This window comes from Nonomuraea gerenzanensis (assembly GCF_020215645.1).
GTDB lineage: Bacteria > Actinomycetota > Actinomycetes > Streptosporangiales > Streptosporangiaceae > Nonomuraea > Nonomuraea gerenzanensis.
The window spans coordinates 2,795,618-2,815,143 of record NZ_CP084058.1; the positions used below are offsets into that span (position 1 = coordinate 2,795,618).

Sequence of the window (19,526 nt, forward strand, 5' to 3'; positions counted from 1 at the left end):
AACAGTTTCATCGCCAATACGGGAGTGTTGGTCCGTTGAGTGGAGGTGTGGGCGGGACTTCACGCAATATTGTCAACGATTTGGTTCCGTTGGGAGAGGATGGCGTCATGGACGCACCCCAGGTGGCGCTGCTCGGTCACGGCGAGGTCGGTCATATTCTCGCCGCTGGACTGGCGGACAAGGTACGGCTGCGCGTGTACGACCCCGCCCACCCTCCGGGGGACGTGCCATGGCTGGTCGCCCGCAACGCCGACGCCGTGCGCGGAGCCGACGTCGTCATCGCCGTGACGACCGGGGCCGACAGCCTCGCCGCCTGCGCCGAGTCCCGCCCGCACCTCGGGCCCGGCACCCTCTACGCCGACCTGTCCACAGGTGCGCCCGCCGACAAGCGGCGCATCGCCGAGCTGCTGGAGCCCTCGGGGGCGGCGGTCGTGGACGGCGCGATCATGGCACCGGTCCCGCTGCGCGGCCTGGCCACCCCGATCCTGGCCAGCGGGGCGCAGGCGGACCGCTTCGCCGCCCTCGCCGGCGGGCTGGGCCTGTCCGTGACGCCGATCGGGGGCTCGGCCGGCGACGCCGCCGCCCGGAAGCTGCTGCGCAGCGTGCTGGTCAAGGGGCTGAGCGCGCTCGTCATCGAGTCGCAGCGGGCGGCGATCGAGGCCGGGCTGGGGGAATGGTTCTGGGGGCATCTGCTGGAGACGGTCCGCGCCGCCGACGAGGAGTTCGTGGTGCGGCTGCTGCGTGGTGCGGGGCAGCACGGGGTGCGGCGGGTGCACGAGATGGAGGCGGCCACGCGCATGCTGGAGGAGCTGGGCGTGGTCGGCACCATGACGCGGGCCACGACCGCCACGCTCGACGAGGTCACCCGCACCGGCATCCCGCCCGTGCCGGAGGCGTGACGTCAGTCCGGGGTCGCCTCCAGTGCCTTGGCGACGCTGCGCAGGTGCTGCTGCATGGCCGTCTGGGCCGCCTCCGGGTCGCGGGCCACGATGGCCGCCACGATCAGCTCGTGCTGCGGCAGCGACACCGCCGCCCGTCCCGGCTGCCTGGCCAGGCGGAACTTGTGCCGCACCACCTGCGCCCCGAGCCGCTCGATGATCGCCGCGGACGTCCGGTGCCCGGCGATGCGGCGGATGTCGGCGTGCAGTGCGGCGTTCAGCTCCGAATACCGGTCCAGGTCGTTGCGCTCCACCGCCGCCCGCATGCCGGCGACGGTCTCGCGCAGCTGTTCGGCCTGCTCGGGCGTCACCCGTTCCGCGGCCTTGGCGGCCGACAGGCCCTCCAGCACCATCCGCACCTCCGTGATCTCGATGGCCTCCGCCTTCGAGATCGCCCGGACACGGGCGCCCTTGTTGCGTAGGATCTCGACGAGCCCCTCCCCGGCGAGCTCCTTGAACGTCTCGCGCACCGCGGCCCGCGGGGCGCCGAACTGCTCGCACACGTCCGCTTCGACCAGCCGCTGGTTGGGCACGAAGTCGCCGCCGAGGATGGCCGCCCTGACCCGGTCGGTCAGCGTCTCCGCGTGCGGGGGCCCTGAGCTCACGCGATCCTCCTCCGGTGTCTTGGTAGACAATATTATGGACAATCACCTCCGGATGGCGCGCGTCCCTGCCCGCCGGGCGCTTTGATCATTTGCCCCGGATCTGTCGGTGGGCTCCGGTAAGTTCCCGGATCAATTGATCAGCCGGCCGCGTGGGCGCGGGCACTTCCGCCTGCGCCGCGAGCCGGCGGGGCGGGAGGTTTCAGGGTCGTGGACGCGGACAGAACCGCGTGGGAGCGGCGCAGCGTGGTGCGGGTGGTGCCACCCGTGGAGCCACGCAAACTGGCGAAGGTGCCCTTCGTCGAGCTGGCCGACGGCCGGCTGCAGGGGGTCGTGTCGAGCGGATCCGACATCGAACGGGTCTACGTCTCCTCGATCACCGCGGGCACACACGCGCTGAGCTGCAGCACCAACAACAACCGGCCGTGCGGCGCGCTGCACGGCTACGCGTGCAAACACATCCGCATGCTGGCCGACGAGGCCGTCGTGCAGTACGGGCTGGACCGGGTGGCCCGCTACCTGCGGGTCGAGGTGCCCGAGGGCGGCCAGCTGATGCACGAGATCACGGGGCACGTCGAGCGCACCCCGGCGGCCGTGGTGTTCAGCCGGTTCCTGCGGCACCTGGCCTACCTGGAGGTGCCCGACAGCAACGAGCCGATGGCCGAGCTGCACTGGTTCCCCGCGACGGGGGCGGTGCGCTGATGCCGATCACGTACGTCTCAGACAAGGCGGTGTGCTGATGCTCGACGTACAGCTGAGCGAGCTGCTCGGCGACGCCCCCGAGGGGGTCGACCAGGCGCTCGACCTGGTGGCGGGCTTCGACGGCGCGCTCACCCTCGGGCTGGCCAGGCTCGGCGAGGAGCCCGCCGCGGCGCTGGCCGCCCTGGCGGGCGCGCTGGCCGGCAGCCCCCTCGGCGACCGGGTGGGCGAGGCGGTGGAGAAGGTGGCCGCGGGCTCCGTGGCCGACGAGCACCTCGCGGCGCTGGCCGGCGGCAGGGCCGCGCTGTTCGGCGCGGTGCACGACGCGCTGCTCGCCCGTCTCGACGGGGCGCTGGGCCGCACGCGCGCCGCCTGGCAACCCGCCGAGAGCGAGCCGGAGGTGGCGGAGAACCTGCTGGCCGGCTGCCGGGTGTGGCTGCGCGAGCTGGCCATCGTCGGCTGGCGCGGGGTCGATCACGACCTGGTGTCCTCGGCCGACCAGACGATCGAGGCGCTGCTGGCCGTGCCCGAGCTGCGCGGGCTGGCGGTGCTGCTCGACGGGCTGGCGGCGGAGCTGCGGGCCTCCAGCCCGGTGGCCACGATGGAGCGGCTGCCCGCCCGCCGGTGGGCCGACCTGTGGACGCGGGCCATGCTGCTGGCGCAGCACGGGCCGTGGCACGGGGGCGGCGCCGAGCCGGTGTCGGGCCGGATGCTGATCCTGGGCGCCGACGTGCACGAGCACGCCACCGTCGTACGCGTCCAGATCCACGCCGTCCTGGAGCCGGCCGGCGGCGGGCCCGCCAGGCTGGTCCGCACGAGCATGGCGGCGGCCAAGGTCGACACCATCGTCGGGCCCACCGTGTGGAAGCTGCTGCGCGACCAGCCGGTGCTGCTGTCCGCGCTGGCGCAGCACCGCAGCGTGGAGATCACCGACATGCCGCTGCTGCCCGGCGGCGACCTGGTGTGGGAGAACCACCGGGCCCGCGCGGGCGACGACGCCGACCCGTTCGCCACGGCCAGGCTGCAGCTCGCCGCCGCGACGCCGCCGGCGGTCACGCCGCTCGACCGGCATCCCGTCCGCATCGCCGAGCCCGTCTTCGTCGAGGCGTACAAGTGCGACGGGCAGACCATCGACCTGGGGGGCAACAAGCTCGCCCTCGACCTCGACCGGCTGCCGTCCGCCGGCCCGCTCACCCCGGGGCTGGTCAAGGCGTCCACGGCCTGCATCGGGCTGGTGCGCTGGGACGGCGGGCAGTGGATGCTGCAGCCGCTCGCCGTCCAGGCGGCGGTCAAGAAGCAGCCCGTCGCCGCGCACAACGGCGACTGGGCCCTGGGCCCCACCGACCCCAAGGTGGCCAAGGCCGAGACCAAGAACGGTGACGTGGTCGCGGTGCTGCGCGAGCGCGCGGGACGGCTGTTGCGGAAATGACGGACATGACCGCCGATACCACTGCCGGCCCGGTTACAGCCCCGGCCTCCGACACCGTGGGGCAGAGCGCCGACCAGACCCGGCGGCAGGTGCTCTACTGGCGCCTGATGTCGCGGCTGTTCAGCCCCGACGAGCAGCCCGCGCTGGAGACCGCCAGCCTGGGCATCGTCGGCGACCTCGACCTGCCGCTCGCGCTGCTCGACCCCGGGGTGTCGGTCGACAACCTGGTGCAGCGCTTCCCCGACCTGGCCGCCGAGTTCGACGGCCTGATGGCCGACAAGGAGCACGAGGCGGGCGACGAGGTGCGCCGCGCCGCCCTGGTCTCCAAGCTGCTGCTGAACGTGTTCGCGACCGGCTCGGGCAACGTCACCGCCGGCCAGCTGGAGAGCTGGAAGCAGGACGCGGCCTGGTTCGAGCGCGGCATGGGCTGCGAGCCGGGCGGCCTGCGCCACAGCCCCGGCAACGAGGAGCTGGCCAAGGTGCTCGCCGGCCTGGAGGGCGACCTGGTCAAGCGCATGCACCTGCGCGAGGTGCTCGCCGACCCGGCCCTGGCCGCGCAGCTCACGCCCAGCATGTCGCTCATCGAGCAGCTCCTGCGCGACAAGTCGAACCTGTCGGGCGTGGCGCTGGCCAACGCCAAGGCGCTGATCCGCAAGTACGTCGACGAGGTCGCCGAGGTGCTGCGTACCCAGGTGGAGAAGACCAGCTCCGGCGTCATCGACCGGTCGGTGCCGCCCAAGCGGGTCTTTCGCAACCTCGACGTCGAGCGCACGATCTGGAAGAACCTCACCAACTGGAGCCCGGAAGACCAGCGGCTCTACGTGGACCGGCTCTACTACAAGCAGACGGCCCACCGCACCACCCCGGCCCGCCTGATCGTGGTCGTCGACCAGTCGGGCTCGATGACGGACTCGATGGTCAACTGCACCATCCTGGCCTCCATCTTCGCCGGGCTGCCGAAGGTGGACGTGCACCTGATCGCCTACGACACCCGGGCGATCGACCTGACGCCGTGGGTGCACGACCCGTTCGAGGTGCTGATGCGCACCAACCTCGGCGGCGGCAACAACGGGCCGGTGGCGATGGCCATGGCCCGCCCGAAGATCAGCGACCCGCGCAACACCGTGATGGTGTGGATCTCCGACTTCTACGAGTTCGGCGCCTCCCAGCCGCTCTACGAGGGCATCGAGGCCGTCTACCGGTCGGGCGTGAAGTTCATCCCCGTCGGCTCGGTCAACAGCTCCGGCGTGCAGAGCGTCGATCCGTGGTTCCGCAAGAAATTCAAGGACCTGGGCACCCCCGTGATCTCGGGTCACATCCACAAGCTCGTCTTCGAGCTCAAGAACTTCCTCACCTAGGAGACTGGCGAATGAGTGACGACATGCTGCGCGCCCCCGCAGAGGTCAAGTACGCCGAGGAGCTCGACTACCTGGAGTCGATCGACGACGCGCCCAAGCCGTTCTCGTGGCGGCTCAGCCCGCGCATGATCCGGGTGTTCATCCTGGGCTCCGAGCGCTCCGACGGGATCGAGCGCGAGATCCCGCAGAAGTGGTTCGGCGACCGCAGTTTCGTCGAGCGCGCCATCGTGACGCTGGCCTCCGACCGGGGCCTGCTGCTGATCGGCGACCCGGGCACCGGCAAGAGCTGGCTGGCCGAGCTGCTCGCGGCGGCGATCTGCCGCAACTCCACCCTCGTGGTGCAGGGCACGGCGGGCACCACCGAGGACCACATCAAGTACTCGTGGAACGTCTCCATGGTCATCGCCAAGGGGCAGTCCCGCGCGTCCATGATCCCCTCGCCGATCATGACGGCGATGGAGCGCGGCGTGATCGGCCGCTTCGAGGAGCTGACCCGCTCCACCAGCGACGTGCAGGACGCGCTCATCTCGATCCTGTCGGAGAAGTACGTCTCCATCCCCGAGCTCGACGACGACAACATCGTCTTCGCCCAGCCCGGCTTCTCCATCATCGCCACCGCCAACAGCCGGGACCGGGGCGTCAACGACCTGTCCTCGGCGCTCAAGCGGCGCTTCAACTTCGTCCGCATCCCGGTCGTGACGAACAAGAAGAGCGAGGCGGAGATCGTCCGCTTCCGCACCGAGGAGCTGCTGCGCAGGCACCGGATCGAGCTGGACCTGCCGCCGACGCTGCTCGACATCCTGCTGCAGAGCTTCGCCGACCTGCGCTCGGCGGCGGCCTCGGCCACCAGCGACGACGAGAAGCTGGAGTCGGCGCTGTCCACAGCCGAGCAGATCGGCGTGCTGGAGGACGCCATCCTGCACAGCCACTTCTTCGGCGACCGCGTGCTGCGCGCCCAGACGCTGGCCGGGTCGCTGGTCGGCTCGCTGGCCCGGCGCAGCCCCGAGGACCTGGCCATCCTCAACAAGTACTGGCACGGTGTCGTCGAGCCCCGCAGCAAGAAGCAGGGCGGGGAGTGGCCGGAGTTCCTCGAGGGCGGCCGCGAGGCCATCGCCACCCTGTCATGAGCAGCCCGTTCAGTGCGCTGCGCGAGCAGCTCCTCGACGCCGCCGAGCAGTTCGCCGGCAGCCCCGTCGCCGTGTCCGGCATCCTGTCGGGCCTGGTGGAGGACGTGGACCGGGCGCTGCGCGAAGAGCTGGAGATCTTCCCCGTCTGCCACCACTCGCCGGCCTCCGCGCTGGCGATGGTGCGCAGGCTGCGCGAGAAGCAGCCGAAGGTCATCTACCTGGAGCTGTGCGAGGACCTCCAGCCGCTGCTGACCGAGCTGCGCAACTGCCGCCTGCCGGTGGCGCTGCAGGCGTTCGCGACGGACCTCGACGGCTTCCCCAAGGAGTCGGCGCCGCTCAGCGTGGTGGCGCCCATCACGGAGGCGTCGGCCGAGTACCAGGCCATCTCGTACGCGCTGGAGACCCCCGGCGTGGAGCTGGTGCTGGTGGACCGCTCGACCGACCACGTCTTCCAGTGGGAGCCCAAGCAGGAGCAGCCCGCCACCCCGAAGGACGAGGAGGCGGCCCTGCACGGCGACGCCGTGGGCGTCGAGATCGGCGACCTGCGCCCCGGCTTCGCCGAGCTGGAGGAGCACCTGCTGCACCACGGCAAGGTGCGCCACTGGTCGGAGTGGTGGGACCAGTACGTCGAGCAGCCCCTGTCCGGCGCAGACTACGAGACCTACCGCCAGGTCATGGTGCTGATCGGCAGCCTGTTCCGCCGGCTGCGCCCCGACAGCGGCCGGCTGACCATGGACGAGGAGCGCGAGCGCTACATGTGGACCAGGATGCGCGAGCACCTGGCCGCCTCCGGCGCCGACCCGGCCGACTGCCTGTACGTGTGCGGCGCCTTCCACGCCGCCAGCCACGTCGAGCAGTTCGGCCTCGGCTCCACGGCGCCCTACGAGATCAGCCCGCGCACCGGCACGAAATGGCTGTACGGCCTCATCCCGTCCAGCTACTCCGCCATCGAGGCGCAGTTCGGGCTGGCCTCCGGCTCGGTGTCGATCGCGGCGGCGACCTGGACCAAGGCGCTCACCCGCAACAAACTGACCCCGTTCCAGCTCGAAGGGCAGAAGGGCACGCGCAAGCGCGCGGCCAAGCTGCCCGCGCCCGCCGCGCCGCAGGCGGAGGTGTCCGACAAGCTGACCGGGTTCCTGTCCAGGCCGCCGGCGCTGGACCCGCTCGACGACGCCGAGCTGGTCGGCTGGTCGGTGGACATCGTCCGGCTGGCCCGGCGCAACGGCTACCTGGCCAGCACCGCCGACGCGATCGCGGTCTACGAGACCTCGATCCTGCTGGCCGGCATGCGCAACCGCGCCAGGCCCACCCCGTACGACTTCCAGGACGCCGCCGTCACGTGCATCGAGAAGGACGCGGTGCCGGGCAGGCGCGACATCCGGCGGCTGTGCGAGATCCTGCTCGGCGGCGACCGCGTCGGCGAGGTCGGCTACGACGCGATGCCCCCGCTGGCCAGGAACGTCTACGACCGGCTCAAGCCGCTCGGGCTGGACCTGGAGAAGCGGACGATCCAGCGGGCGCTGCTCGACCTGAACGCCGAGCCCGAGCTGGTGCCCTGCTCCGACCTGCTGTGGATGCTGCGGTACCTGCTGCCGTCCGACGCGGTGCGGCCCATCATGGGCGAGCGCAGGCTGGGCGAGCGCTCCATCCAGGAGAGCTGGGACCTGGCGTTCGGCAAGCACCAGCGCTCGATCATCGAGCTGGGCTACGAGGGCGTCACCATCGAGCAGGTGCTGGAGCAGCGGCTGCGGCGCTCGGTGCACGACCCCAAGGCCACGGCGGCGGTCGCGCTGGCGGCGGTCGAGGACTCCATCCTGTTCCTCGGCAGCCGGCGCTTCGCCGACGAGCTGGGGGCGCGGGCGGTGGAGCTGCTGTCCGCCGAGCGCACCGTGGACGACGCGCCCGAGGTGCTGCGCCGCATCCGGCGGCTGCTCGCCTACTACCGGGCCAACGAGCCGGAGCTGCCCGCCTGGTGCGAGTCGTTCGTGACGACCGGGTACGCGCACTACTGCACGCTGCTGCCGACGGCCTTCGTGGACGGCGACACCGGCGTGCGGCAGGTGGCGGCCATGCTGGGCTTCCTGTTCACGATGGAGAGCCTGGCGCTGGCGCTCGGTTGCGACCGGGCGCAGCTCGAGCTGGCGGTGCAGCAGTCACACCCGGAGGCGCCCGACAAGGTGGCGCTGCTGTGGGCGGCCCACCACCAGCTCGGCCTGCTGCCGATCGCCGACCTGCGGGCCCGCTGCGACGAGCTGCTCGCCAACCCGCTGGTCGTCCCGTCCTTCCCGCTGTACATCATGGGGTTCGTGCAGGCCATGGAGCCCGCTCCCGGGTTGTCGGGGTTCGTGGTGGAGGTGATCTCGAAGGCGTTCGGGCGGCTGCCCGACAACGTGCTGCTGCCGTGGCTGCCCAAACTGATCACCACGCTGCGCGACGGGGCGGCGGAGCTGGTGCCGGTGCTCATCCGGGAGGCCGGGCGCACGTTCCCCGGCTCGCTGACGGCCGTGGACTCCTGGGTGCCGCCGTGGACGCCCCGGCCCAAGCCCGCCACCGTCACGTCCGCTCCTGTGGCCGCCGGGCCGGTGGCGTCGCTGCTCAGGGCGCATCCGGACACGTGCGACGCGGTGGCGGGGGTGCTCGGGTGCGAGGGTGAGTGGAGTGTGGCCGGCGCCGGGGAGAACCCGCATCGGGAGGTGAGCGCCCTGCTGGCCGAGCATCCGGAGCCGGTGCTGGCGGTGGCGGGCCTGTTCCGCTGAGTGCGCCACCGGTCGGGTCACCCGTGGCCCGACCGGTGGCAGTCGGCAGGATGGATCTCGGCATGCGATTCGACGACCCGGCCGGCATGCTGCGTACCTGTGTCGAACGGGTCGCTCAACCGGTCGCCGTTGCGGGCCGGCAGGTCGTGCCGGGCGGGGGCAGGCGCAGGTCCGTCAGGTACGCGTTGGCGTGCGCGATCGTGCACGCGTCGCCCGAGAGGTACAGCCCGTGGCCGTGCCCCTCGTAGCGCACCGTCGCCGAGCCGGGCACCCGGCGTACGATGTCGGCCGTGTTCGCGTGGTCCTCCCACGTGCCGGCGCCGAGGAACGGCGGCAGGCCGGCGGGCAGGGGGCCGGCGGGGTTCGTCACGGGGATCGGCCAGCCGACGCAGCCGAGCCGGTGCCACACCCCGGCTCCGGCGAAGTTCGGCGACAGCTTCTCGCCCAGCGCGCGCACGGCCTGGTACTCACCGTAGTCGCGGTAGCGCAGGCCGTCGGCGCAGTGCGTCATGTTCATGCCTACCAGCGACATCAGCTTCGGGCTGCCGGTGCCCGCCTTGATGTACTTCGCGAACCCGCCCGCGTCCCCGGCCTCGGCCTGCTTGATCGCCTGGGCGAGCTGCCGCCAGCGCGGGTACTCGGGCGCGGGGCCTGGCGTGCGCACATTCGGCATCGCCGCCGTCTGCAGGTCGAACCCGGTGTACGTGGCCGCATCACCGTCGATGGGGATCGGCGTGCGGTCGGCGGCGGCCACCAGCTTCCGCCAGCGTGCGCCCATGCCGTCGCCGCAGACGTCCCGCGCCGACTCGCACCACTCCAGGAACCGCCCGAACTGCTCCTCGGCCTGGTGGTACCGCGCCCGGGCGTCCGCCATGGTGTCGCGGAGCTGGTTGGTCACCCCGTCCAGGTACATGGTCCGGATCCGCTGGGGGAACAGGCGGGCGTACGTGACGCCGGTCACGCCGCCGTACGAGGTGGCCAGGATGTTCAGCCGCCGCTCGCCGAGCGCGGCCCTGATCGCGTCGATGTCCCGCGCCACGGACGCCGAGTTGAAGCCGTCGAAGAACGCGGGATCGGCGTTCCTGCACTTCTGCGCGCCCTTGCGGATCGTCGCGCCGAGCTGGGCGTACTCGCTCCTGGTGCGGGGCGGGGTGATCCACGGGCCGGTGGTGAAGCACTCGAGGGGCAGCAGTCCGTACGTGGCGGCGTTGCGCGGCTCGAGACTGACCACGTCGAACCGCTCACGCAGCTTGGCGAAGTCGTCGCGGTCATAGGCGAGGTCGTCGATCCCGGACACGCCGGGGCCGCCGGGGACGTTGAACACCATGCCCTCGGACCTGCCGGTGGCGGGCAGCCGGGCCAGCTTGATCGTGATCTTGCGGCCGTCCGGCTTCGTCCAGTCCACCGGCACCTGGACGGTGGAGCACTGCAGGTCCTTCGGCCGCTCGGCGCCCTCGCACGGGCCCCAGCGGAGGGTGTCCGCCGCCGGGGAGGGGGCGGTCGCGAGCGCGCCGATCATCGCGGTGATCGCTATCAACTTCATGCCCTCTACGCTCGCCGTTCCGGGGCCGGATCACGATCGTGGTACGTCCCGTCTTCGAGGTAGTGCCAGGGCTAGTGTCTTCACGTCTTTCGCGTTGCGTCGGTCGGCATTACGCCGGTCGAGTTACGCCGGTCGCGCTGCGTCGGTCGCGTGGCGCTCAGAAGGGGCCGCTCTCCGGATACCCCGCCTTGATGACGGCCTTGCGGGTCTTCGCGTCGAGCTTCTTCTCGCTGATGACCTTCCCGGCCGCCGGCGGCGTGATCTTCACCTTGACGCCCCACCCCGAATACTTCGTGTCGGTGTGGAAGGCCATCTGGTCATAGGCAGTGGAGTCGTCGTCCGGGGAGGTCGTCGAGTCGATGACCGTGCGGGTGAGCAGGTTGCGCTTGTCGAAGTACAGCCGGAATTCCACGTTTCCCTCTCCCGCCGACTTGTCGCGCCGGAATTCGGCGAGCGTGGCGGTGCCCGCATATTCACCGGCCGCCACCTGCGAGGAGTTGTCCAGCATGAATTGCAGGTCCGCCGGCGTGATGCCCAGGTCGAGGAGGGGGTTCCTGCGCTCGCTGGTCCTCGCCTGGACCCAGGAACGGCCCTGCGGCAGCGCCCTGGCGATGCCCGAATTGGTCACGTAGGCATTTCTGCCCTCGGCGATGACCCGGTAGGGAGGGTCGGCCTTTTGCTGGCGGGTGGACATGGCGACACGGAGGTCGGCACTGCGGACGCTGCCCTTGCCGAAGGCGAGGGTGCCTACTGTGCGGGTGTTCACCTGGACCTGCATGGATTGGTCGTCGACGGTGAAATCGAGGGTGACGCTGCTCGATTGGGTGAGCTTGACGCCTTTGCCGGGGATCAGCTGGGCTTTGAGTGCCTTCACCGGGGGTGTTGCGGTGGTTGTTCGGGCGGAGGCTGTCTGGGTGGGTAATGCGATCGCACATACGGTGGCGAGTCCTGCGAGGAAAAGTTTCATTATGTTCACCCACGGCATCGCAGTCCAGGCGCAGGGTGCCGCGCCAGGCGTTGGCGGCCGGCCCTGGCAGGGGTCGCCAGGGCCGGCCGCTGGGCCGGGCGGGTCGGTGTCAGCCGAACACGCGCGCCAACCGCGGCATCCGCCGCACCACGAACCGATCCACCATCAGCACCGCCACCATGGTCACCCCCGCCAACGGAAACGCCACCCCCAACACCGCCATGACCACGATCACCCCATAGGTGGTGCGCCGATCCGTGGACCGGGCGGGAGCGCCGGCGCGCCCCCGGGGACGGCGCTTCCACCACATCCACACCCCCGTGACCACGAGCGTGACGATGGTCAGGCAGGCGCCCAGCATCACGATCAGGTTCGCGGTCCCGTACCGCCGCCCTTCGTGCAGGGCGACCCCCTGCTCCACGGCCTTGGCCAGCACCCCGTACTCCGCCCAGCCGTAGGACACGAGCACCCGGCCGCTGTACTGGTCGACGTGGAGGGTCTGGGCGGCCGAGGGGTCGCGGCGCGGGTCGGTGACGATGGTGTAGACGCCTTGGGGGCCGTCCGGGAGGAGGACCTTGAGGTCGCATTCGCTCGGCGGGCAGGATCGGATGGCCGGTCGGGCGGCGGCCAGGGCGTTCTCGACGGGCAGGGCGCCGGGTTGGAGGACGCCGTGTGCGGTGTGGTGGCCGGCGTGCCCGTCCTGGGAGGGGGGTACGGGCAGGCGTTCGGCCGCCCAGGGGACCTTGGCGTCCGGGTTGGTGGACAGGTCGCCGGACAGGGGCGGGTTCGAGGTGTGCGGGAAGTCGCCGGCGCTGGGGTAGGTCGAGCCCGTACGTTCCTGGACGCGTTGCAGGGCGTCACCCCAGACGCCCGACCACGGCAGGCCGGACAGCACGAGGAAGACGACCACCGCGCCACCGCCGAGGCCCGTCAGGATGTGCAGGCGGCGCAGGCGTCCGCGTCCCGGGCGGGCGGGCTTCCGGCGGGTGCGCCGGCCGCGCCACCACAGGTACGCGCCGGTGGCGACGAGGATCAGGGCCCAGCAGGCGGCGGTCTCCACGACCCGGTCGCCGACCGCGCCGGACATCAGCTCGCCGTGGATCGTACGGACGACGCGCATGAACGTGGCCCCGTCGTCGATCTGCCCGACCACGGCGGCGGTACCCGGATCGACGTACACCGAGATGCCCTGCGCCCACGGGCCCGTGTCGGCGCCCTGGAGGATGACGCGGGTGGTGCGGTCGGCGGACGTGGGCGGGATGACGGACATGACGGGAGCACCCGGGCGTGCCTGCTGGGCGGCGGCGATCTGCTCCGACAGCGGGCGGGCCGTGGTGACGGGTGCGGCGAGCGTGCGAACGTCCTGGTAGCGCCACTCCTCGAAGGGCTCCTTGAACAGGTAGATGGCGCCGGTGACGGCCAGGACGAGCAGGACGGGGGCGACGAAGAGGCCGGCGTAGAAGTGCCAGCGCCATACGGCCCGGTAGCGCTGCGACGGGCTCTTCGGCGGGGCGGGCAGGGTGGTTTCCGGGCGTGTTTCCACAGAGGTCATGGGGGGCTCCGTTCCGGAGGTGCCGCGTTCGGGCAGGGGGAACGTTCGGGTAGGCGAACGCTCCGGGGAACGTTCGGGCAGGGGGAAGCGGACGTGCGACGGGCGGAGGTTCGCACGCCTCGCCGCACGTTTCGTGAACACGAGATGCCGAGTTCGTCCCCTACAGGGGTGGCCCCCGACGGCACAGAGCCCAGGCCAGCACCTGCGAGGCTGGAACGCCTCCGGTGCCCGCGACCACCGCCGGCATCCGCAACGTGGGTGCGCAGGGTGGGGTGGCGCGGGTGGTGAGCAGGTTCCACAGGTCGTGGAGTGAGAAGGCCAGCAGCCGCAGCAGCATGGCCAGCGCGGTCTCGCCGCGATGCAGCCACCACGCCGAGATGGCCGCCACCAGTACGTGCGCCAGCAACATGCCGAGCCCGCCGTAGAGGCCGCCGCCGTGGTGATCGACGAGGGCGGTGGGGTCCGCGCCGGGCGAATGGTGGTGGGCGGACGCGGCAGAAGAGCCCGCCTCGGCGGCAGTGGCGGTGGTGGTGAAGAGCTGGAGCAGGCCGTACGGGGCGGTGAAGAGCTGGTGCATGCCGTACTGGGCGGCGAACGCGGCGGCGAGGAGCGTGCCCGCGGATCGCCGCCGCCGGGCCAGCACGAACGCGCCCGCCCCCGTCGCGAAAGTCGCCGCGACCACCGTGACCAGCCCGGCGATCGGCCCCCCGGCCAGCACATGCATGCCCAGGGCCGCGAGCACGCACACGACCGCGAACACCGACGCCCGCAGGCCGCGCAGGCCGGGCCGCCCGGCCTGCGCGGTGTCCCTGCTGCCGGTGCCGCGTCCTTTCTGGTCGGGGTTCATGCGCGATCACCGCTCACACGACCAGATACGGCGGTCCGGCGGGCCGGGTTCAACGGACGCGAGGGAAGTTCGCGAGCCGGTCAGCCCCGGCTGTAGACCACCCGTGGCGGGTCGCCGCCGAAGAGCCGGCTGACGGTGACGAACCGGTAGCCGCGCTTGGACAGGGCCTTCAGCACCTTCGGGATGGCCCGCACCGTGGAGGGGTGGATGTCGTGGAAGAGGATGACGCTGCCCGGGCGCACCGCCTTGAGCGCCTTGCGGGCCACCTTGGCGCTGTTGCGGTAGCGCCAGTCCAGGGTGTCCACGCTCCACATGACCACCGGCCGGCCCGCCTGCCGCCGCACCGTCGCGTCGAACGCGCCGTACGGCGGGCGGACCAGCTTCGGCCGTACGCCGATGGCCGCCTTGATCGCCCGGTCGGTACGGGAGAACTGCGCGCGCACCGATGCGGCGGACAGCCTGGTCAGGTCCGGGTGCGACCAGCTGTGGTTGCCGATCTCGTGGCCCGCCGCGTACGTCCGGTGCAGGATGCCCGGGTTGGCGGCCACGTTCTGCCCGACGACGAAGAACGTGGCCCGCGCGTCGTAGGCCGCCAGGCTGCGCAGCAGCGCGCCCGTGTGCTCGCCCGGGCCGTCGTCGAAGGTCAGCGCCACGCACTTGACGCGGCGGCAGTCGATCGGCTTGGCTGCGGACGCCTCCGCCTCCGCCTCCGCCTCCGCCTCCGCCTCCGCCTCCGCCTCCGCCTCCGCCTCCGCCTCCGCCACCGCGGAATCGCTGGTCGGGGATAACACAACCGCCTGTGCCGCCCCCGTGGTGGTGACGAGCGTGCCCGCCCCACCCACCCCTGCCGCCAGAACGACCGCCGCGAGCACCCTCGCGGCCCCCCGCCCCACGCCGGCCCGCCCAGGCCCGCGCGACATCGCGCCGATGTCCATGAATCCCCCTGTACGAAGCACCGCCCCCGGTGCAAGTCCCCTATGGACCGACCCCAGCCAGGATCGTTCCAAATGGTTGGACTCCTAGGCACCGCTCCTGGTTCGCACCGGATAGCCCCCGGGATGACAGGGATTCAGGCGTGCCCGACCGACCGCAGCCCCGCCAGCGCCGCCTCGGCGAACGCGCCGACCACCTCCCCGCCCTGCACGGGCGGCCACACGGCGGAGGTGGACCAGGTCAGCCGGGGCTCGTCGATCGGCCGCCACACCAGCCCGGACGGCAGCTCGTCGTACGGCTCCTCGTTGAGGTGCGCCCCGAGCCCGGACATGACCAGGCCGTGGACGAAATGCGGGTTGCGGGCGTGCCGGATCGCGCTGGGCAGGAAGCCGTGGTCGCGGCACGCCTCCAGCACGTGGTCGTAGAGCTGCGGCGCCATCTCCCTGGGGAAGATCACCAGTGCCGAGCCGTCGAGCGTGCGCAGCCGTACCACGTCCTGGTCGGCGGCGCGGTGGCCGGCGGGGAGCACCACGCCCAGCCGCCGGTGCACGACCTCGCTGGACTCCAGGCCGACCGTGTCGCAGGGGTGCCGTACCAGGCCCGCGTCCAGCTCCTCGGCGCGTAGCTTGGCGAGCTGGCTGGCGGTGGTCAGCTCGTGCAGCTCCAGCAGCACGTCGGGGACGCGCTCGGTGAAGCGGGCCACCAGCGTGCGCAGCGCCATCGGGGTCGTGTCCGGCGGCACGCCCGCGCGCAGCACCCCCGACGCGCCGGGACGGATGCGGCGCATGGCCTCGCGGGCGGCGTCGGCGCGGTCGAGCACGCCGCGCGCGTGCTCCAGGAGCAGCGCCCCCGCCTCGGTCAGCGAGACGCGGTGCGGGTTGCGGTCGAACAGCCGCACGCCCAGCTCCCGCTCCAGATCGCGGATCCGCTGGGACAGCGGTGGCTGGGCCATGTGCAGCCGCTCCGCCGCCCGGCCGAAGTGCAGCTCCTCGGCCACGGCGACGAAATAACGCAGGTGACGCAGCTCCATCGGCCTCACCATATCGCTTCGATATCGCCAAGGGACTTCATTGATGTTGGCCACGGCCCCGTCACACCTGGTTGTATCCCGGCAAGCCCGTTGACCTGCGAAGGGACGCTTGTGACTGTGCTGCTGGACCGTGACGGACCTGTCGCGGTGATCACCCTGAACCGGCCGGAGAAGCTCAACGCCTGGACCGCCGAGATGCGCGAGCGGCTGATCGGGCTGCTGCGCGAGGCGGGGGCGGATCCCGAGGTGGGCGCGGTCGTCCTCACCGGCGCGGGGCGGGCCTTCTGCGCCGGGCAGGACCTGGGCGAGACCGCCACGATCGACCCCGACGACCACGCCGCCTCCGACGCCTGGATCGACGGTTTCGACCGCCTCTACCGGGCGGTGCTCGACCTGGACAAGCCGGTCGTGGCGGCGGTGAACGGGGTGGCGGCCGGGTCGGGCTTCCAGTACGCGCTGCTGGCCGACCTGCGCATCGGCCACCCCGGCGTGCGGATGGGGCAGCCCGAGGTGCTCTCCGGCATCCCCAGCATCACCGGCATCTGGGCCATGTGGAACATCCTCGGCCGCGCCAGGACCACCGAGTTCGCGCTGACCGGGCGCCTGGTGTACGGGGCGGAGGCGGAGCGGCTGGGCCTGCTGACCAGGCTCGTGGGCGACGGCGAGGTGCTGGCGGAGGCCGTCAGGCAGGCCAAGGAGCTGTCGGCGCTGCCGCCCGGCGCCGTGGCGCTGACCAAGGGCCGGCTGCGCGAGCTGGAGAGCCAGGCGCTGGCCGAGGCCGTGACCGCCGCCAAGAAGGTGCACGCCGCCGCGTACGCCTCCGGCGAGCCGCAGCGCGAGATGAACCGCTTCCTCAACAGGAGTGCCACATGACAGGCTGGAGCGTTCCCGAGCGCTACAACATGGCCGTGGACGTGGCGGACCGCCACCCGCGCGAGAACCTGGCCCTGATCTTCGAGGACCACACCGGCGCCCACGAGGAGGTCCGCTGGGGCGAGATCCAGGACCGCTCCCGCCGGATCGCGGCCTGCCTCCAGGGCGCCGGCGTGCGCCCGGGCGACCGCGTCGCCGTCATGCTGCCGCAACGCACCGACACGCCCGCCACCTACCTCGGCGTGCTGCGCACCGGCGCCGTCCTGGTGACGATGTCGCTGCTGTGGGCCGACGACCAGATCGCCTACCGGCTGGCGGACTCCGGCGCGTCGGTGCTGGTCACCGAGGCCGGCGCGGTCCCCAGGGCGGGCGGTTACCAGGGCATCGTGGTGGACGTGGACGACCCGGTGATCGCGCGGTTCGAGCCGGAGTTCGCGGACGCGGACACGGCCGCCGACGACCCGGCGCTGATCTTCTACACCTCCGGCACGACCGGCCCCGCCAAGGGCATCGTGCACGCGCACCGCACGCTGCTCGGCCACAACGAGTTCGAGGTCTGCCACGACCTGCGCCCCGGCGACATCTTCTACGGCGCGGGGGAGTGGGCCTGGTCGATGGCCAAGCTCATGGGCCCGCTGCGGGCCGGCGCCGTGCACTACGTGTACCGGCCGGCCGGCGGGTTCGACCCGGAGGGGCTGCTGGAGGGCATGGCCCGCAACGGGGTTACCACCGGGCTGGTCAATCCGACGTTCCTGCGCAAGATGCGCGAGCAGGTGCCGGACGCGGGCACCCGCCACCCGCAGCGGCTGCGCACGGTCTGCTGCGCCAACGAGCCGCTCACCGCGGACCTGATCCGGTGGTTCCGCGACCAGTTCGGCGTCACGCTGCTCGACTACTACGGCTCCACCGAGTCGTACCCGCTGATCGGGAACTTCCCCGGCGAGCCGGTCAAGGAGGGCTCCATGGGGCGCCCGCTGCCCGGCTGGGACGTGGCGCTGCTCGACGAGCACGAGCGGCCGGTGCCGCAGGGCGAGGTCGGCGAGATCTGCCTGCGGGCGCGGAGCAACCCGCAGTTCCCGCTCGGCTACTGGAACCGCCCCGAGGCGTCGCGGGAGACGTTCGGCGGCGAGTGGTTCCACACCAAGGACCACGCGCGCGTGGACGAGGACGGCTACTACTGGTTCCTCGGCCGCGTGGACGACGTGATCAAGACCTCCGGCTACCGCGTGGGCCCCGACGAGATCGAGGAGGCGCTGCGCGCCCACCCGGCCGTCGCGGACGTGGGCGTGGCCGGGGTGCCGGACCCCGTACGCGGCCAGGCCGTCAAGGCGTGGGTCCTGCTCTCGCCCGGCTACCGGGCGGGCGAGGAGCTGGCACGGGAGATCCGCGAGTTCGCCAAGACCACGCATTCGCGGTTCGCCTACCCGAGGGAGATCGAGTTCGTCGCCGAGCTGCCCCGCTCGGCGACAGGCAAGATCCAGCGCGCCCAGCTCCGCAGCCGGCACACCAAGTAAGGAGCACCCATGACCCCCCAGGATTCCGCCGCCGTACGGCGCAAGGTCTCGCTGGCCTCCGCGATCGGCAACTTCGTCGAGTGGTTCGACTCGGCGGCCTACGCCGTGATGTCCGCGACCATCGCGGCGCTGTTCTTCCCCGACTACGACAGGTCGGCCGCGCTGCTCGCCACCTGGGCGATCTTCGCGGGCGGGTTCGTCGCCCGGCCGCTCGGCGCGGCCTTCTTCGGCCGGTACGGCGATCGCCTCGGCCGCAACAGGATGCTGGCCCTGACCGTCCTGACGATGAGCGGCGCCACGTTCCTCATCGGGATCCTGCCGACCTACGCCTCCTGGGGCATGGCCGCGCCGATCCTGCTGTTCCTGCTGCGCTGCGCCCAGGGCTTCTCCACGGGCGGCGAGTACACGGGCGCGTCGGCGTTCATCGTCGAGTACGCCCCGGAGGGCCGCAGGGCCCGCTTCGCCGCCGCCGTGCCCGTGACCGTGGGGCTGGCCAGCGTGGCGGGCTCCGGCGTCGGCTTCCTGATCACGGCGTCGCTGTCCGCGGAGGCGCTGCAGAGCTGGGGGTGGCGGGTGCCGTTCCTGCTGGCGGCGCCGCTCGGCCTCATCGGGCTCTACCTGCGCTCCAAGGTCGAGGACACGCCCGTGTTCCGGTCGCTGGAGCAGCACGACGCGGTGGAGCCGGCGCCGCTGCGGGAGGCCGTGCGGCGGTGCGGGCGGCAGATCGCCACGCTGTTCGGCTACAGCATCACCAACGCCGTCGGGTACTACCTGATGAGCAGTTACATGATCACGTACATGTCGGAGGAGCTGGGCTACACCAAGAGCGAGTCGCAGCTCACGAACGTCGTGTCGATGCTGGCGTACAGCGTCGCGTGCGTCTTCGCGGCCATGGCGAGCGACCGGTTCGGGCGCCGGCCGATGCTCATCGTGGCGTGCGCCGGGTTCGTGCTGCTGCCGCTGCCCGCGTTCTGGCTGATGGGGTCGGGGCTGGCGGGAGCGATGCTGGGCACCTCGCTGCTGGCCATGCTGGTGTCGGTGATCGGCACCTCGAACGTGCCCGCGCTGGTGGAGATGTTCCCCGCGAAGGTGCGGGCGAGCGGCTCGGCCATCGGCTACACCGCCGCGTACGTGCTGTTCGGCGGCACCGCGCCGTTCGTCGCCACCGGGCTGGTGTCGGTGTCGGGCAGCGCCGTCGCCCCCGCGTTCTACATGATCGTGATCGCGGTGGTGTCGCTGGTCGTGGTGCTGACGTCGTTCAGGGAGACGCGCGGCTTGCGCCTGGACCGGGGCGTGGACGCCACGGTTCCCGCCGCGCGGGGTTGACAGCGGGGTGGGGCTGGTCTTCTCTCGACCCA

The 19,526-nt window shown here is 71.9% G+C and carries 16 protein-coding genes; 9 read left to right on the forward strand and 7 right to left on the reverse strand.

Going from position 1 to position 19,526, the window contains the following annotated elements; all coding sequences use genetic code 11:
• The first annotated feature begins 194 nt into the window (after nt 1-194).
• Nucleotides 195-899, forward strand: a complete 705-nt coding sequence (locus LCN96_RS13395) for an NAD(P)-dependent oxidoreductase (protein WP_225272925.1) — start codon at nt 195-197, stop codon at nt 897-899.
• Nucleotides 900-901: 2 nt separating this feature from the next.
• On the opposite strand, the gene LCN96_RS13400 is transcribed toward LCN96_RS13395, so the two are convergent.
• Nucleotides 902-1,543: a GntR family transcriptional regulator gene (locus LCN96_RS13400; protein ID WP_225272926.1), complete on the reverse strand. Its 642-nt coding sequence runs from the start codon at nt 1,541-1,543 to the stop codon at nt 902-904.
• 207 nt (nt 1,544-1,750) lie between these two features.
• Here LCN96_RS13400 and LCN96_RS13405 point away from each other — a divergent pair, with 207 nt between their 5' ends.
• From LCN96_RS13405 to LCN96_RS13425, 5 genes are read left to right on the forward strand one after another with little or no spacing between them, the layout of a single operon-like run.
• Nucleotides 1,751-2,242 (forward strand): hypothetical protein, encoded by a 492-nt coding sequence (locus tag LCN96_RS13405; RefSeq protein WP_225272927.1) that lies wholly within the window; start codon nt 1,751-1,753, stop codon nt 2,240-2,242.
• Between the two features lie 37 nt (nt 2,243-2,279).
• A complete protein-coding gene (locus LCN96_RS13410) occupies nt 2,280-3,668 on the forward strand; it encodes a hypothetical protein (RefSeq protein ID WP_225272928.1) in 1,389 nt (462 codons plus the stop codon).
• Nucleotides 3,669-3,673: 5 nt separating this feature from the next.
• Nucleotides 3,674-5,026 carry a VWA domain-containing protein gene (locus LCN96_RS13415; protein WP_225272929.1) on the forward strand — a complete coding sequence of 451 codons (1,353 nt, stop codon included), beginning with the start codon at nt 3,674-3,676 and terminating at the stop codon, nt 5,024-5,026.
• An 11-nt stretch (nt 5,027-5,037) separates the two neighbouring features.
• Nucleotides 5,038-6,153 carry an ATP-binding protein gene (locus tag LCN96_RS13420; protein ID WP_225272930.1) on the forward strand — a complete coding sequence of 372 codons (1,116 nt, stop codon included), beginning with the start codon at nt 5,038-5,040 and terminating at the stop codon, nt 6,151-6,153.
• Nucleotides 6,150-8,909 carry a DUF5682 family protein gene (locus LCN96_RS13425; protein WP_225272931.1) on the forward strand — a complete coding sequence of 920 codons (2,760 nt, stop codon included), beginning with the start codon at nt 6,150-6,152 and terminating at the stop codon, nt 8,907-8,909. The genes LCN96_RS13420 and LCN96_RS13425 overlap by 4 nt, the downstream gene beginning before the upstream one ends.
• A 115-nt stretch (nt 8,910-9,024) precedes the next feature.
• Here the strand turns inward: LCN96_RS13425 and LCN96_RS13430 are convergent, their stop codons facing one another.
• From LCN96_RS13430 to LCN96_RS13455, 6 genes are all read right to left on the reverse strand, one after another.
• Entirely contained in the window at nt 9,025-10,452 is a 1,428-nt protein-coding gene (locus LCN96_RS13430) for an alpha/beta fold hydrolase (protein WP_225272932.1), read from the reverse strand.
• 157 nt (nt 10,453-10,609) lie between these two features.
• A complete protein-coding gene (locus tag LCN96_RS13435) occupies nt 10,610-11,326 on the reverse strand; it encodes a hypothetical protein (RefSeq protein WP_225272933.1) in 717 nt (238 codons plus the stop codon).
• 202 nt (nt 11,327-11,528) lie between these two features.
• Nucleotides 11,529-12,971 carry a PepSY-associated TM helix domain-containing protein gene (locus LCN96_RS13440; protein WP_225272934.1) on the reverse strand — a complete coding sequence of 481 codons (1,443 nt, stop codon included), beginning with the start codon at nt 12,969-12,971 and terminating at the stop codon, nt 11,529-11,531.
• Nucleotides 12,972-13,131: 160 nt separating this feature from the next.
• Nucleotides 13,132-13,818 carry a hypothetical protein gene (locus LCN96_RS13445; protein WP_225272935.1) on the reverse strand — a complete coding sequence of 229 codons (687 nt, stop codon included), beginning with the start codon at nt 13,816-13,818 and terminating at the stop codon, nt 13,132-13,134.
• A gap of 80 nt (nt 13,819-13,898) precedes the next feature.
• Nucleotides 13,899-14,753, reverse strand: a complete 855-nt coding sequence (locus tag LCN96_RS13450) for a polysaccharide deacetylase family protein (protein WP_225272936.1) — start codon at nt 14,751-14,753, stop codon at nt 13,899-13,901.
• Nucleotides 14,754-14,887: 134 nt separating this feature from the next.
• On the reverse strand, nt 14,888-15,781 hold the full coding sequence (locus LCN96_RS13455) for a LysR substrate-binding domain-containing protein (RefSeq protein WP_225272937.1): 894 nt from the start codon (nt 15,779-15,781) through the stop codon (nt 14,888-14,890).
• Between the two features lie 111 nt (nt 15,782-15,892).
• Here LCN96_RS13455 and LCN96_RS13460 point away from each other — a divergent pair, with 111 nt between their 5' ends.
• From LCN96_RS13460 to LCN96_RS13470, 3 genes are read left to right on the forward strand one after another with little or no spacing between them, the layout of a single operon-like run.
• Complete coding sequence (locus tag LCN96_RS13460) at nt 15,893-16,654, forward strand: enoyl-CoA hydratase/isomerase family protein (RefSeq protein WP_225272938.1); 762 nt, start codon at nt 15,893-15,895, stop codon at nt 16,652-16,654.
• Entirely contained in the window at nt 16,651-18,168 is a 1,518-nt protein-coding gene (locus LCN96_RS13465; RefSeq protein ID WP_225272939.1) for an acyl-CoA synthetase, read from the forward strand. The genes LCN96_RS13460 and LCN96_RS13465 overlap by 4 nt, the downstream gene beginning before the upstream one ends.
• A 9-nt stretch (nt 18,169-18,177) precedes the next feature.
• Nucleotides 18,178-19,494 carry an MFS transporter gene (locus LCN96_RS13470; protein WP_225272940.1) on the forward strand — a complete coding sequence of 439 codons (1,317 nt, stop codon included), beginning with the start codon at nt 18,178-18,180 and terminating at the stop codon, nt 19,492-19,494.
• Nucleotides 19,495-19,526: the final 32 nt, after the last annotated feature.